Source organism: Deinococcus indicus (assembly GCF_002198095.1).
Taxonomy (GTDB): Bacteria; Deinococcota; Deinococci; order Deinococcales; family Deinococcaceae; genus Deinococcus; species Deinococcus caeni.
Genome location: NZ_NHMK01000035.1, coordinates 60,553 through 73,703 on the forward strand (window position 1 = coordinate 60,553; position 13,151 = coordinate 73,703).

Annotated in this window: 11 protein-coding genes and 1 CRISPR repeat array (1 of these 12 running past the window's edge); of the genes, 1 reads left to right on the plus strand and 10 read right to left on the minus strand. The window is 68.4% G+C overall.

Annotated features, from left to right (window positions below):
• A CRISPR array of direct repeats spans positions 1–692; the repeat unit is 29 nt; unit sequence CGGGCCATCCCCACAGGCGTGGGGAACTC; it begins 800 nt to the left of the window's first position.
• A gap of 68 nt (positions 693–760) precedes the next feature.
• The 10 genes from cas2e to CBQ26_RS22165 form a co-directional block, all read right to left on the minus strand.
• Complete coding sequence (gene cas2e, locus CBQ26_RS19800; RefSeq protein WP_229779556.1) at positions 761–1,093, minus strand: type I-E CRISPR-associated endoribonuclease Cas2e; 333 nt, start codon at positions 1,091–1,093, stop codon at positions 761–763.
• Complete coding sequence (cas1e, locus tag CBQ26_RS19805) at positions 1,090–2,016, minus strand: type I-E CRISPR-associated endonuclease Cas1e (RefSeq protein ID WP_088250326.1); 927 nt, start codon at positions 2,014–2,016, stop codon at positions 1,090–1,092. Before cas1e ends, cas2e begins: the two co-directional genes overlap by 4 nt.
• Positions 2,013–2,684 (minus strand): type I-E CRISPR-associated protein Cas6/Cse3/CasE, encoded by a 672-nt coding sequence (cas6e, locus tag CBQ26_RS19810; RefSeq protein WP_088250327.1) that lies wholly within the window; start codon positions 2,682–2,684, stop codon positions 2,013–2,015. The genes cas1e and cas6e overlap by 4 nt, the downstream gene beginning before the upstream one ends.
• The gene (cas5e, locus tag CBQ26_RS19815; RefSeq protein WP_088250328.1) at positions 2,681–3,364 is read right to left on the minus strand and encodes a type I-E CRISPR-associated protein Cas5/CasD; all 684 of its coding nucleotides are present in this window, start codon (positions 3,362–3,364) and stop codon (positions 2,681–2,683) included. The genes cas6e and cas5e overlap by 4 nt, the downstream gene beginning before the upstream one ends.
• Entirely contained in the window at positions 3,361–4,569 is a 1,209-nt protein-coding gene (gene cas7e / locus CBQ26_RS19820) for a type I-E CRISPR-associated protein Cas7/Cse4/CasC (protein WP_088250329.1), read from the minus strand. The genes cas5e and cas7e overlap by 4 nt, the downstream gene beginning before the upstream one ends.
• Complete coding sequence (casB, locus tag CBQ26_RS19825) at positions 4,566–5,216, minus strand: type I-E CRISPR-associated protein Cse2/CasB (RefSeq protein ID WP_088250330.1); 651 nt, start codon at positions 5,214–5,216, stop codon at positions 4,566–4,568. Before casB ends, cas7e begins: the two co-directional genes overlap by 4 nt.
• Positions 5,213–6,862, minus strand: coding sequence for a type I-E CRISPR-associated protein Cse1/CasA (gene casA / locus CBQ26_RS19830; protein ID WP_088250331.1), 1,650 nt, complete (start codon positions 6,860–6,862; stop codon positions 5,213–5,215). Before casA ends, casB begins: the two co-directional genes overlap by 4 nt.
• 30 nt (positions 6,863–6,892) lie before the next feature.
• Positions 6,893–7,912: a helix-turn-helix transcriptional regulator gene (locus tag CBQ26_RS19835; RefSeq protein WP_088250332.1), complete on the minus strand. Its 1,020-nt coding sequence runs from the start codon at positions 7,910–7,912 to the stop codon at positions 6,893–6,895.
• A 53-nt stretch (positions 7,913–7,965) separates the two neighbouring features.
• Positions 7,966–9,678 (minus strand): tetratricopeptide repeat protein, encoded by a 1,713-nt coding sequence (locus tag CBQ26_RS19840; RefSeq protein WP_244898097.1) that lies wholly within the window; start codon positions 9,676–9,678, stop codon positions 7,966–7,968.
• A gap of 62 nt (positions 9,679–9,740) precedes the next feature.
• A complete protein-coding gene (locus tag CBQ26_RS22165; RefSeq protein WP_172418185.1) occupies positions 9,741–9,914 on the minus strand; it encodes a hypothetical protein in 174 nt (57 codons plus the stop codon).
• Positions 9,915–10,218: 304 nt separating this feature from the next.
• Here CBQ26_RS22165 and CBQ26_RS19845 point away from each other — a divergent pair, with 304 nt between their 5' ends.
• The gene (locus CBQ26_RS19845; RefSeq protein WP_088250333.1) at positions 10,219–13,101 is read left to right on the plus strand and encodes a CRISPR-associated helicase/endonuclease Cas3; all 2,883 of its coding nucleotides are present in this window, start codon (positions 10,219–10,221) and stop codon (positions 13,099–13,101) included.
• Positions 13,102–13,151 lie beyond the last annotated feature (50 nt).

A 13,151-nucleotide genomic window follows, 5' to 3' on the forward strand; every position in this document is an offset into this window, starting at 1 on the left:
CCCCACAGGCGTGGGGAACTCGGCGCGGCTCTGCCGCGAGACGTTCTCCAGGCCGGGCCATCCCCACAGGCGTGGGGAACTCGCTGAGCGGTATTCCGCTTTCTTCGCTTACGTCGGGCCATCCCCACAGGCGTGGGGAACTCCCCTCGTACTCTGTCGGCTGCGCGCCCTTCGCCGGGCCATCCCCACAGGCGTGGGGAACTCCGCCTTCCTCGCCGTCCAGTTGGCGGCGGACGCGGGCCATCCCCACAGGCGTGGGGAACTCTACGCGTCCTCACCAGTGCCGGCCGCCCCCTTCGGGCCATCCCCACAGGCGTGGGGAACTCGGTGGGGGCAGTTGCGTTCATGCTGTACCTCGCGGGCCATCCCCACAGGCGTGGGGAACTCGCGCGCAGGTCCGTCTGGATGGTGCGGATGCCCGGGCCATCCCCACAGGCGTGGGGAACTCCTGGCGCCTCGCCCGGATGGCCTCGCCAGCGACGGGCCATCCCCACAGGCGTGGGGAACTCCGCAGCAGCGTGCTTCTATTCGGGCTGTAGATCGGGCCATCCCCACAGGCGTGGGGAACTCGTCAGCCGTGTGCTCACCCAGGATGTACATCTCGGGCCATCCCCACAGGCGTGGGGAACTCGGCCTGATCCATGTCCACACTGGCCGCGCCCGCGGGCCATCCCCACAGGCGTGGGGAACTCACTTCAGAAACACGAGGTGCAGCGGGTATGTGACCCCTGGAAGTCTCTTCGTCGGGATCGGATGCAGCTCACAGTTTGTCATCGTCCTCGGGAGGATCGTATTCCCCCTGCAATTCTGCATGACGGGCATTGCGAACGGCAACCAGTTGGAAGCCGTCGAGGGTGACGAGGGTACGGCGGGGGTCGCCGTGCAGGCGGATGGCGAAGCCCTGTTCGTTGTTCGCGCGGTACAGCTGGGTGCAGCGGCCGGTGCGGGCGTACTGCACGACCTTGTCCCAGAGGAGGTCGCGGACGAGGGCGGTGGTGTTGCCGACGTACACGCCGGGTTGCACTTCGATCAGCCAGCGGCTGAGTTCGCCGCGCAGGCTGGGCGGGACGGCTTCGAGGGTCATGACGATCATGCGTGGTTGATGCCGCCCTGGACGTCGCCTTCGGGGTCCCAGAGGTCACCGGGCGCGGTGGGTTCGGGGTCGTTCTGGTCGCCGCCGAGGAGGTGGTGGAGGTCGGCGGCCATGCGTTCGAGGAGGCGCAGGCCGGTCATGTGGTCGCGCAGCCCGGTGCGGACCCGGCGTTCGAGATCGTCGCCGGGTGTGGCCGCTTCGCGAAAGGCGATGGGGAGGACGACTTCGATCTTGTACAGGTCGGCGACGTCGTATACAAAGGACAGCATCTTGCCGGTGTGGACGAATCCCAGGGCAGGGCTGTATCCGGTGGCGAGGATGGCGGCGTGCGCGAGGCCGTAGATGCAGGCGTTGCCAGCGCTGAGGGCTTTGTTGATGGGGGTGGCGCGGTTCCAGTCGTTCTGCTTGTACTGGCGTTGTTCCCATTTGACGTTGTATGCGGCGCTGTAGCGAGCGTAGGCGTCGCGGACGCGGGCCCCTTCGTGTCCGCGGATCTGCGCGAGCGTGAGTCCTTCGGGGAGTCCATGAGGGAAGCGCATGGTGTACATCTGCCGGACGACACGCAGGCGACTGTCCGGGTTGGCCCACAGGCGGGCCTGCTGCTGGAGGCGAGCGGCGCTGCGGGTTTCGCCGATGCCGCTGGCGTACAGGCGCACGCCGCCCTCCCCGACCCAGAGGAGGGAGCAGCCGGTGTCGGAGAGAGCCTTGACCGCTTCGTGACTGACGGAGCAGCCGGGGCCGAGCAGCAGGACGCTGAGGCTGGCGGCGGGCAGGGTGATCATGCCGTCGGGGTGGTAAGCGCGCACGCCGCGTCCGTCGTGTTCGAGGCGGGTGTGTTCGAGGTAGAGGTACGTGGTGCCGTCGCGGAATTTGGGGAGTTCCCGGAGGTTCTGGCGCCCCCAGACGACGCCCTGCCCGTTCATGGGGCGAGGCTCAGGAGACCGCAGCCGAGGCTCTTGGCATGCCCGAGTCCTTCCCGAACGGCCTGTTCGAGCGCGGCGGCGTCCGTGACCTGCAGGGCTCCTTCGAAGGTAACGGTGTGCAGGGTGATGAGTTGCCTGCCCTTGCGGGTGCGGGTGCGTCCGGCGCGGGTGATGTCGGCGCCCAGCACGTCGAATCCGGCTCGGCTGCCCTGCCGGTCCAGCCAGCCCAGCTGCTCGGCTGGGGTGTGCAGGCCGTGGCGGGCGCTGCGGCCCTGTTCGTCCTGGCGGCGGACGGTGACGTTGGCGTGCAACCGGAAGTGCAGCACGCGCCCTGATATCAGAGCAGGGGTCAGATCGAGGGTGCGGACGTCCCACCCCGTCAGGTATTCGGGGTCGCGGGCGTTCAGGGCGCCCCAGTCGGGCGGGGTAACGCTCTGGACGAGCAGGATGGGGGTGGGTTCCCCGGTCTGCGGATCGAGGGTCAGGTCCTGGCGCCACAGCAGACGCTCGCCGTCCGGGAGGGGGGTGTCGGCCTGCCCGGCGCCGGGGAAAGCCCAGCGCAGCGTCTGGTGCAGGGCGTAGGGGCTGCTCAGGTCGCGGGAGGCGTGGCGGTGCCGTTCGTTCAGGTGAAGGCGGGACAGGTGCAGGGGGGCGGTCAGGGTCGTCACGCGGGAACCTCCGGTGAAGCGTGCAAGTGCGGGAGGGGTTCAACCCACTGGAGGACGTCCCGCAGGGCGTACCGACGTTCGCTAAAGGGCGCGCTGGGATCGTCCCGGCGTTCGCCGGGCGTGGCATGGCGGAGTGGGTCGCTGACCTCGTGGGCGTCCACGATCAGGCGATAGGTGCTATCCGCCTGATCGGTATTCCGGCGCAGGGTCGGCGCGTGCCGTAGCGCGTCCAGCAGCCCCTCGGCCCGCAGGGTGTTCGGGTGCCAGACGGGCGTGCCCGGCACGAAGGCCTTGCGGCCCAGGCTGAGCGGCCAGTACGGGCTTTTCAGGGCGGCGTGCAGGTCGCGCAGCAGTTCCGGGTCGCCGTGCAGGGCCGCCCAGAAGGCCGCGTCGGAGAGGAAGGCGCGGCGGGTCAGGCTGGTGTGCGTGCCCCGCTGCCCCGGATGAAGCTGCGCCGTATGGTAATCCTGCATCAGGACGCCGGGGCGGTCGACCCGCACGCCGAACGCCAGGGCGCTCAGGTGCGCGACGGGTTCGGTCCGGTCGATGCCCAGCGCGGCGGCGCACAGGCCCAGGACGCCGCTCTTGCTGGGTTCACTTTCCGTGTCGCGGTCATCAAAGCGGCTGCGGGTGCCCCAGGACTGCATGGGACCAGCCAGGGGAATCAGGAGGGTGTTCACCCCCGCGCTGCCTTCACCGGGACGTTCAACGCCGTCAGGATAGCCTGCGCGTCCGCGATGGTCGCGTCGATCAGGGCCTTCACGCTGCCCTGCGGTTCACCGAGGCTTGCGAAGGCCTGATTATCCACGGCGTTCACGTACCTTGAGCTTCCCTCATCACCGAAGATGCGGTCCTGGCGGGCCTTCTCCTCACCCAGCGCGATCATGCTGGGCCGCACGAACCCCTTGTCTTCCCGCACGGCCTTCTCGAACGCGTTGGCAAGATTGCGGGGCGAGGCGTCCTGCCGCACGACCTGCACCATCAGGCCCGGCGTGTTGTGCGCCGCGAAGGTGTTCTGCTTCCCGGTCGGTGCAGCGAAGACGCTCGCCTCCAGGAAGGCCCGCAGACCCCGCACGGCCAGATCCACGTCGCCACCGAGGTTCTCCAGCAGCTTCTGGAGGTCCACGCAGGCGTAGCGGTAGTACGTGGCACTCCCGAACTCCACGGTACCCAGCATGTCCGCGCCCGCCGTGTCGGTGGGCTTCAGGTCGTCCACAGCCGTGTAGAAGTCGAATTCCCGGCCGCGCATGGCGTGCGTGCTGATCGCGTGCGCCACCTGCGCCGCTGCGTCCGCGTTCTTCTCCGGCAGGTCGGCCAGCATCCGCCCGAACAGCGCCACATCCACCGCGCGGGAACCGTCAAGGGCACCCAAGAAGATACCCTTGAATTTCTTGTCCAGTTCGACAGGTTTTGGCTTCGCCTTCTTGCGTTCTGCCGCAATTTTTTCCAGATGGGCTTCGAAATCAGACCAGTGGCTCAGGATCAGATCGGTGAATGCCTTCAGTTCATCACGGCCCAGGAACAACAGGTACTCGGACTTCTTCTCCTCCTCACCATCCCGCCTCTTGGTGACCTTGATGTCCAGCTTGACGGCTTTCAGGGCTTCAATGGCAGCGTCCTCGGCCTGATCTTTGGGAATGCCAGCGGCCACGAGCTGTTTGCCAATCTCCTCATGGGCGCGTTTGGTCCGTTCGCCCAGTTCGTCGGGGGCTACGGTGCCCCGTGCCCGGAAGTCCATGCGCATGGCGCGTTTGAAGCTCTGCGAGCTGACGCGGGCGCGGCGGGTGCCGCCGAAGTAGGCGTCCTTGGGGCTGCCAGTATCGTCGCGGTTGAGGTTGCTGGGAGCGAAGTTCTGCAGGTAGTGGAGTTCCAGAAGGGCTTTCACAGGCGTTCTCCTTCGTCCTCGTCCGGGACGGCGGTGTCAGAGAGGGTGGGTTGCGTGGTGGCGGTGGTCTGACCCGCGCTGTCTGTCTCGGCGTCCGGGGTGCTGCTGGTGCGTTCGGCGGCGCGGTAGAAGTCCCGTGCCCAGGTCTTGCGGACGCGTTCGCCGGCGGTGTCGTGTTCCCACCAGTTCACGTCCTCCATGAGTTGCACCCAGTCGGGCGTGCGCCCGTCCGCGTTCAGCAGCGTGACGGCCTGTCTGAGCGCGTACGGTAGTCCGTCCGCGTCGGCGTCCAGCAGGGACAGGAAGCGTTTCTCGGTGCTGGGACGCTGATCCTGCGCGAGGTACAGCGCGCCGAACGTCTCCCCGAACGACGGGCGGCGATCCGGGGCGGGCGTCTCTTCAGCCGTGCCGTCGGGCCGCTCGACCAGGGCGTACAACCCTGAGACGAGCGCCAGCGCCCGCCACTGCCGGTCGTACGTGACATTCAGGCCGGATCGCAGAAAGACCCCCTCCAGCCACGGGACGCTCTGACCGGGTGTGTCGTCGCCCAGCGAGCGGCGCAGCCGGGCCAGCTGGCCCCGGTCCAGCCGCGAAAGGTTCAGCACCAGCCGTTCGAACGGCGTGGCAGTCGGTGTGGCGGTCGTCATGAAGGAACCTCCGGTGCAGTCGAGTTGGTGCGCTGGGCGGCGTTCAGGGAGGCAAGGGCACGGTCGAGAATGCCCTGTGGACTGGGCTGGTACTTCCCGTCCGTGCGGCGCGGCCGGAACGCGAAGCCCAGCACCTGCCCATCCCCGCCTGTCCCCTGCACGTTCATGGCCCAGGCCGCGCGGGCCTCACGGGTCACGCTTTCCTGCCATGCAGCAGCGGCCTCATCCGGTGCGTCCAGTCCGGCCAGGAACCCCCGGAATGGAGCTTCCAGTGCCGCCCAGTACACCCCCAGCCCGGGAAGCGTCTGCGCGAGGTTCCGCACGTCGTCCTTGTGCGGCTCCCGCTCGCCGCCGCGCGATACCACCTCGGCAGCCAGTCGCAGGGTGGCGTGGTTCAGCGCCTGCGCAGTGGCCCGGGCCACGTCCAGTGCACGGTTCACTTCAGTGGTGAAGGCTTCCGGATCAGTGATGAAGGCGTGTGGGAACGCGTAGCCCTCCTGCCGGTACGCGAAGGCTTTCCCCTGGTCACTGAGGAGGCCGGTCACCGTCACGGATGTACCCTGAGGGGCTAACGCGGCGTCCAGCACTGCGCGGGCATGGGACAGCGTTCCGGGTGGTTGGGAGCCCCGCTGATCCCCTTCTGGGCCTGCCAGCAGGGCACTCAGGTCGCGCCACAGCAGCTGGTCGCGTTTCAGCTTGAGCGGGAACCGCTCTGGCCGCTTCGGGTCGGCCGGCGGCCGGAGCGTCACCATCGGGTCGATATTGCTGCCGCTCCCCTCGGCGGTCCCTTCCAACGGAATGCCCGCCGCGAACCCGATGGACGTGACCTGCACGGCCCCTTCCTTGTTGATTTCGGGGATCAGCAGGACGCTGCGTGACGGCCAGGTGTAGCGGTCCGCACGGCCCGTGGGCACCTCACTCAACTCGTCTTCGTAGAACGCCCGGACGCTCTGCACGGTCAGCGGTTCACGCTCCCACACGGCCCTGTCGTGGTCCTTCCCTGCGTACACGGGCAGATTCAGGCAGAGGGTTTCGTGCAGGTCGTTCCCCTGCGCGGCGGTCAGGGCCAATGTGGCGACAGGAGCAGCCTTGGCAGCGGTCGTGAAGCGTTTGATCAGGCCGCCCAGCAGGAACGTCTGCCCTTCGACGAGTCGGCGCGCAGCCTGCGCGGGTGTGAGGGCATCGGTGCGTTCGCCTCCCGGTCGCCCAGCGACATTGAACAGCGGCAGGGTGTTCGCACTGCCGACCTCGGTGCCCAGGCGCGTCCAGTGACTGCGGTACTTGCCGCCTTCCAGGTCCAGGGTCAGGTCACGCACCTGCCAGAAGGGCTTTTCGGGGTGGAACAGGTCGAAGTGGTCGTCCCACTGCTGAACGTAGGCTTCGAGCCTGTCCGTGGGGAAGCCGTGGGTGAACCACTCGGCGGCCTGTTCGAGGTTGTTCGGTCCCCGCAGGGCGCGATGAAGTAGGGCCAGTGTCAGGCGCAGCAGCGCGACCGTGACCAGGGGCGACGGGTCGTCGATGCGGCTGTAGGTGCGGGCGTGCAGGATCAGGTCGCGCAAACCGACTTCGCGCACGGGGCCGCCGTTCACGGGGCGAACTGGAATCCAGGGTTCGTGCAGCAGGTTGAAGGTAGGTGGGCTGTTCACAGCGTGTTCCTCATGCGCTCCTCCGGTGGGTCAGGCGGTGTTGCGGTTGGGTGGGGTGTCGTAGCGGGCGAGGGTTTCGCGCAGCTCGGCGAGCCACGCTTCGCGGACGTGCGGGGGAGAGAGGACTTCGGCGCGGGGGCCCCAGCTGAGGAGGAACGGCATGAGTTCGCGGGGCAGGCCGGTCCGGTCGGTGCCGGCGCGGAATTCGACTTCCACGCAGCCGTCGCGGCGGATGAGGGTGGCGTTCGGGAAGCCGCCTTCGAGAACGCGGTACGCGGCTTCCGCAGCGAAGCGGACTGTGACGGTGAGGGGGTTCTCGCTGCCGATGACGCCCCAGGCGTCGCTGAGGAAGGCTTTCGGGTCGAAGTCGGGGTCGGGTTCGTAGGTGTCCTGGTGCAGGCTCAGGTTGGCCATCCGGGAGAGTTTGAAGGTGCGAACTTGACCGCGGCGGCGGCGTTCGAGGCCGATGACGTACGGGGCGAGGTTGTCGCGGCTGATCTCGATGAAGTACACGCACAGTTCGTTGCCGGTTTCGAGTTCGCCGTTGGGGCGGCGGTAGTCAAAGTTCAGGACCCTCCCGTCTATCCAGGCTGCGGCGACCTGTTCCAGTTGCCGTTCGGCGAAGGGGGTGGCGCCGGTGTCCTTGACGCTGGCGTTGAGGGTGTGCCGGATGCGTTCCGGGAGGGCCATGGAGATGCTGTGCAGCGCGTGGCGGTAGTGGCTGTTCAGGGCGGGTGAGTGGTGGTGCGCGAGGCGGATGGCGGCGTAGGCGGCGAGGGCCTCGGCGGGGCGTAGGAGGGTGCCGTTTCGGGGGATGGAGTAGGTCTGTCCGGCGTGTTCGACAACGTCGTGACCCATACGTCTGAGGGCGTCGATGTCGCGCTGGATGCTGCGCTGGCCGACGTCGAAACGGCGGGCGAGATCGGCAGTGGTGCAGCGGCGGGCCTGAAGCTCGTCCCGCAGGGCACTGAGGCGTTTGGCCTTGTCCCAGGTTTTGGCCTGGCGGGGGTTGGGCGTACGGGGTTCTGGGGTTGGTGTGGAGTCACCCATGGGCCGTACCGTATGCGGAGGCTGTCACAGGCCTGTCGCATCTATTCAGAGAGCTAATCGGCTATCTGATATCTTGAGTGTCTAGCAATCAGATATTGTTCCTGCTCGGTGATCCAGGGAAGCGGAACGCCGGACATGAAGACCGTGATGGGCTCGCCGGCTGCCAGGGCGATCTGCACGTCACTGTGCCAGTCCACGGAGGGGTCCAGCTGGTACGCGCCGCCGAGCGACAGGACGCTGCCCTCCCAGCCGAGTGTGTCCCGCAGTTGCCGAATCACCCTCGATACACGCTGCGCGGCCGTGCGCGTCTCGCGCGGTTTCCCGTCCCGCACCACCTCGATCAGTTCGTCGGTGGTCAGGTCCCCGCCGGCCAGCATCAGGGCGGCCAGCGTGGCGAGCTCCAGGTGACCGGGGCGGATGCGCCGCCCGTTGACCTGCACGCCCGGTACGCCCAGCGCCCGCAGGTGCACCCGCGTCTGCTGTGGGCGCGGTAGAGGTGCCGGGCGTTGCCCTTCGGGAAGCAGTGCGAACAGTTGCGAGAAGGCGTGCGCCTCCTCACGGGTCCACAGTGCGTGGCGACTGACGGAACCCAGCAGCGCGGCAGCCTGTTCAGGGTGCCCGGTCCGGCGCGCCAGTTCTGCCCGGACGATCACGGCCCGCTGAGCTTCCTCAGTGTCCAGCGGTCCGGTCCGTGCGAGGTGATCTTCCACGGACCGGACGTCGAGGACATCCAGGCTGGTCAGGGTAGCGGCGACATCGACGTTCACCCACGACTGGCCGGCGTCACGGTCCTTCCGGGTGGTGGTCGCGGCGCCGCGCAGCGTTTCGAGTGCCTGCATGTGCCGACCCGCGAGCCGCTGGGTGTACCCCAGACCCCGCAGGGCTTGGCGCCGGTCGTCCTCGTCCTGGCTGGCACCGGCGGCCTGCTGGTACAGCGACTCGGCCCGTGCCCACTCGCCCAGGGCGCGGCGGGCAGCAGCCTGACCGGACAGCGCCCGGCTGCGGTACGCGGATTTCAGGCCCGCGACCTGCATGAAGTACTCCTCGGCCTCCTCGAAACGTCCCAGGCGCAGACAGACCACGCCCATGTTGTTCAGGACCATCGCCTGGTGGCCGGTGGACACCACCAGATTCCGGGCGTCCGTGTAGGCCAGCATAGCGCCCGGCTCGTTCCCGGCGCGGCTGCGCAGGCCACCCAGGTCCAGCAGGATCAGCCCGCGTGTCCAGCCCTCACTGACGTCCAGCGCCGCCTGGAAGGTCCCTTCCCAGTCGCTGTCAGGATCGAGGCGGTTCTGCGCGAACCCTTTCATCCTCAGGGCCAGTCCCAGCTCGCGGTTCGTGAGGTTCTTCCGGTCCCGCAGGGCCGTTTCGGCGGCCTGGAGTGCGCCTGGGAAGTCCTCCTGCTGCGTCAGCGCCCAGGCCAGATCCGCAAACAGGAATCCGTCCCCGAGCCCGTCGGCCTGCGCCTCCCGCACCAGGGCCACCACGTCGGCGGGCGTCCGTGCGTTCCCGAGGAGGCGGAGCTTGAGCCGCAGTCCATGCAGGCTCAGGCACCCCCCCACCCCGCGCGGCAGCACTGCCGGGGCGCTGCTCTCCACACGCTCAAGGAGTTCCAGCAGGTTCGTGGCGCTCTGTCCCTCGTTCAGCGCCCGCTCGATGGTTCGGGTGACGTCGTCAAACCGGTTCTCTTCAGCAAGGGCCAGGATCGACTCCTGCCACGCCGCCCAGGGCACGGCAGGTAGGGAGGTGCGGCGGGGGGAGGGCACGGACGCCAGCCTAACGCCCCGGTCACGGCACTGGAAGACTGTAGCTGCACCGGAGTGAGCGGTCAGCCGGACCCGCCACCAGTTTTCGTGTCGTCGCCTGCCAGGACGGTGGGGGCGGACGGCTGCGCGGACCCCGTCTGTACGGAAGAGAACGTGCCGAGCAGCAGAGCGGGCAGGACAGCGACGGCGAGGACGGTGGTCACGACGGTGCGGCGGACAGGGCAGAGATTGTTCATGGGGGTCACCTGGAGCGCCGCCCGGTCAGGGCGTGCGCGGGACAAGAGCTCCCCCAGGCCCCCAGGTGATGGGGGCCCCGCGTGGTCAGCGTTCAGAGATGGGGGAGGCGGCGAAGAGAGCGCAGCTGCGGCGTCCGATTTCGCGGACGGTCACTTGCGGGAAAACGCCCACTGGGACGCTTCCGCTCGGTGATGCGCGCAGCTTGAGGTCCAGTCGCGTCCAAACGTGACGCCTGGTTCACACCCGATTCATTCGTCCTCACCTGCGGTCCCGGCTTCCCGATTCAGGCCGTACGCTCCGGTCATGACTGCACCCCACATGACCCCGCACATTCCCAGCGCCGCCGTGCAGGTCCTGTGGGCCAAGAGCGGTCAACTGTCCGCTGGGACCGGCTGGTTACCTGTTCTGCACCACCTGCTGGACGTCGGCGCTTGCGCGGCTGCCATCCTGGAACGCGAACCCGCCTCCACCCGCGACCTGCTGGCCGGCGATCTGGGCGTCCCGGACACGGATCTCGCCGTGCGCTGGATCTGCGCCCTGGCTGCCCTGCACGATCTTGGTAAGGCCAGCCCGGCCTTCCAGCACAAGGCTGACGTGCTGGCCGCGCGCGTCTGGAAGGTCTTGCCCTGGCAGAACCACTCCGAGAGCACCCCGCACGGTCTGGTGACGCAGAAAATCCTGCCCCCCCTGCTGGAAGCGCGCGGCTGGAACTCGGGTGTGGCGCGCCGCGCCGCGCAGGCCATCGGCTGCCACCACGGCCAGCGGCAGGACACGCCCCGCGCCCCCGACCGGGGCACCGGAACTGAATGGCACGCCGTTCAGGACGAGCTCGTAACGCTCGTCCTGAACGCCTTCGGATTGCAGGGCGAACCGGCGCCTCCCGCGACCTCGTTCGCCGGAGGCGCGTTCATGCGACTGGCCGGACTGACCAGCTTCGCCGACTGGGTCGGGAGTTCCTTCCCGCTGACGGGCGAACCCAGCCCGCTGCCCTTCACGGACCCGGCTGCCTACCTGGTCCGAGCGACCGCGCAGGCCCGCGAGGAGTTGGATCGCATCGGCTGGACCGTACGCGAACCTCTCGCCCCCAATCCCGCCCCGATTGACGCGACGTTCGACTTCATTCCCGGTTTCAGTGCCCGGCCCCTCCAGACCCTGCTGGCCGACCTCCTGAACACCCCGGACGCGCGCCCCGCGCTGATCCTCGTCGAGGCCCCCATGGGCGAAGGGAAGACCGAGGCGGCCCTGTACGTGCACCTGCAACTCCAGAATGCCGCCGGGCACCGCGGGCTGTACGTCGCGCTGCCCACCCAGGCTACTGGGAACGCCATGTACGGCCGCCTGCGGACCTTCCTGGGCCAGCAGGCCGCACGGCGCCCCAGTCAGACCCCGGTCACCGTGGACCTGCAACTCCTGCACGGCGGCTCCGCCCTGAACGACACCTACCAGCATGACCTGGCCCGCACCCGCAGCGAGGAGCAGCAGACCCTCCGCCCGAATCCCAACACGACCAGGGACGCCGCCGACACCGTCCGCGCCGGTGAGTGGTTCAGTCACCGAAAACGCGCCCTGCTCAGCGAGTACGGCGTCGGCACCGTCGACCAGGCGCTGCTGGGGGTCCTGAACGTGAACCATCAGTTCGTGCGCCTGTGGGGTCTCGGGAACCGTGTCATCGTCCTGGACGAGGTGCACGCGTACGACACCTACACCACCCAGCTCATCCACGCACTCGTCCGCTGGATGCACGCCCTGAACTCCAGCGTGATCATCATGAGCGCCACCCTGCCCGCCCAGACCCGGCAGGACCTTCTGAACGCCTGGAACGTCACGCCCGACCCGGCCCCCGACTACCCCCGCCTGACCGTCGCCCGCACCGGCGACCCCACTCCCACCTCACGGCACATTCCCGGCCCCCGCCGCACCCAGACCGTCACCCTGCGCGCGACCGACCCCGCTCCCGCCGCCCTGGCCACGCAGGCCGTTACGCTCGCCGAAGCGGGTGGCACCGTCACGATCATCGTGAACACCGTCCAGCGCGCCCAGAACATCTTCAAGGCCGTCCGCGATCAGCTCGGCCCCCGCTTCCGGAGCATGTGCAAGGGCAGCAAGCACCCCGAGAAGATCGGCGTGCACCTCTACCACGCCCGATACCCCGCCGACGACCGCGCCGAGCGGGAAGAACGCGTCCTGCGGTACCTCGGCAAGCAACCCGCCACGTACAACAGAAACGGCGAGCCGCACACCGCCGACGTCCGCCCCGAACGGTTCATCCTGATCGCCACGCAGGTCGCCGAGCAGAGCCTCGACTTCGACACGGATGTCATGATCACCGACCTCGCCCCCATCGACCTGCTCCTCCAGCGCGCCGGGCGCCTCCACCGGCACGAAGGCAACACCGGTCGGCGCGGAGGCCACGAAATCCCCACCCTGTTCGTAGCAGGCCTGCACGACTGGCCAGAGGACGCCCTCAGCGAGTACCACTGGAAGTACGTGTACGCCCCCGCCCTGATGTACCGCACCTGGCACGCCCTACAGGACCGCACCCACCTCACACTCCCGGACGACCTCGACCCCCTCGTGCAGAGCATCTACGACCCAGCCACTCCCATGCCGGAAGGCCTGGACGAGCAGCAGCAGGCCACCCTCCGCAAGGCCGACCACCACCTGAAACAACAGCGGAGCAACCAGACGTCACTGGGCGGACAGGCGCACATCGGGCAACCCGATACCTTCCTCGACCTGTCCCCCCAGCCCAGCCTTGGCGAACCCGACGGCGAGCCCACCCACGACGACACGAACGCCGCGACAGACGACCTGGCCGCCGAAACCCCCCACTTCGGCACCCGCCTGGGCGACGACAGCCTCCGCATCGTCCCCATTCACCGCAACGGCACCGACTACCTCGATCCGAAAGGCCAGACCGCCGCTCAGATCACCACCCTCCAAAAAAATAACTGGGAAACCGCCCGCGCCATCTACCGCCGCAGCCTCCAGGTGTCCCGCCATGACCTCGTCAGGCACTACCGCGACCACCCCACCCGCCGGGGTACGGAACACACCGGCTGGGCCGCCCACCCACTCCTGCGCGACGCCGAACCCCTCATCCTGACCGGCAATCAGACGGTCATCGGCAAGACCCGCGTGGCCCTCGACCCCGAACTCGGCCTCACCTACGAACGCATAGAATGACCGCAGGCACCCGCCCGCGCCGCATGAAAATGTAAGCTGAGACTGAGGGG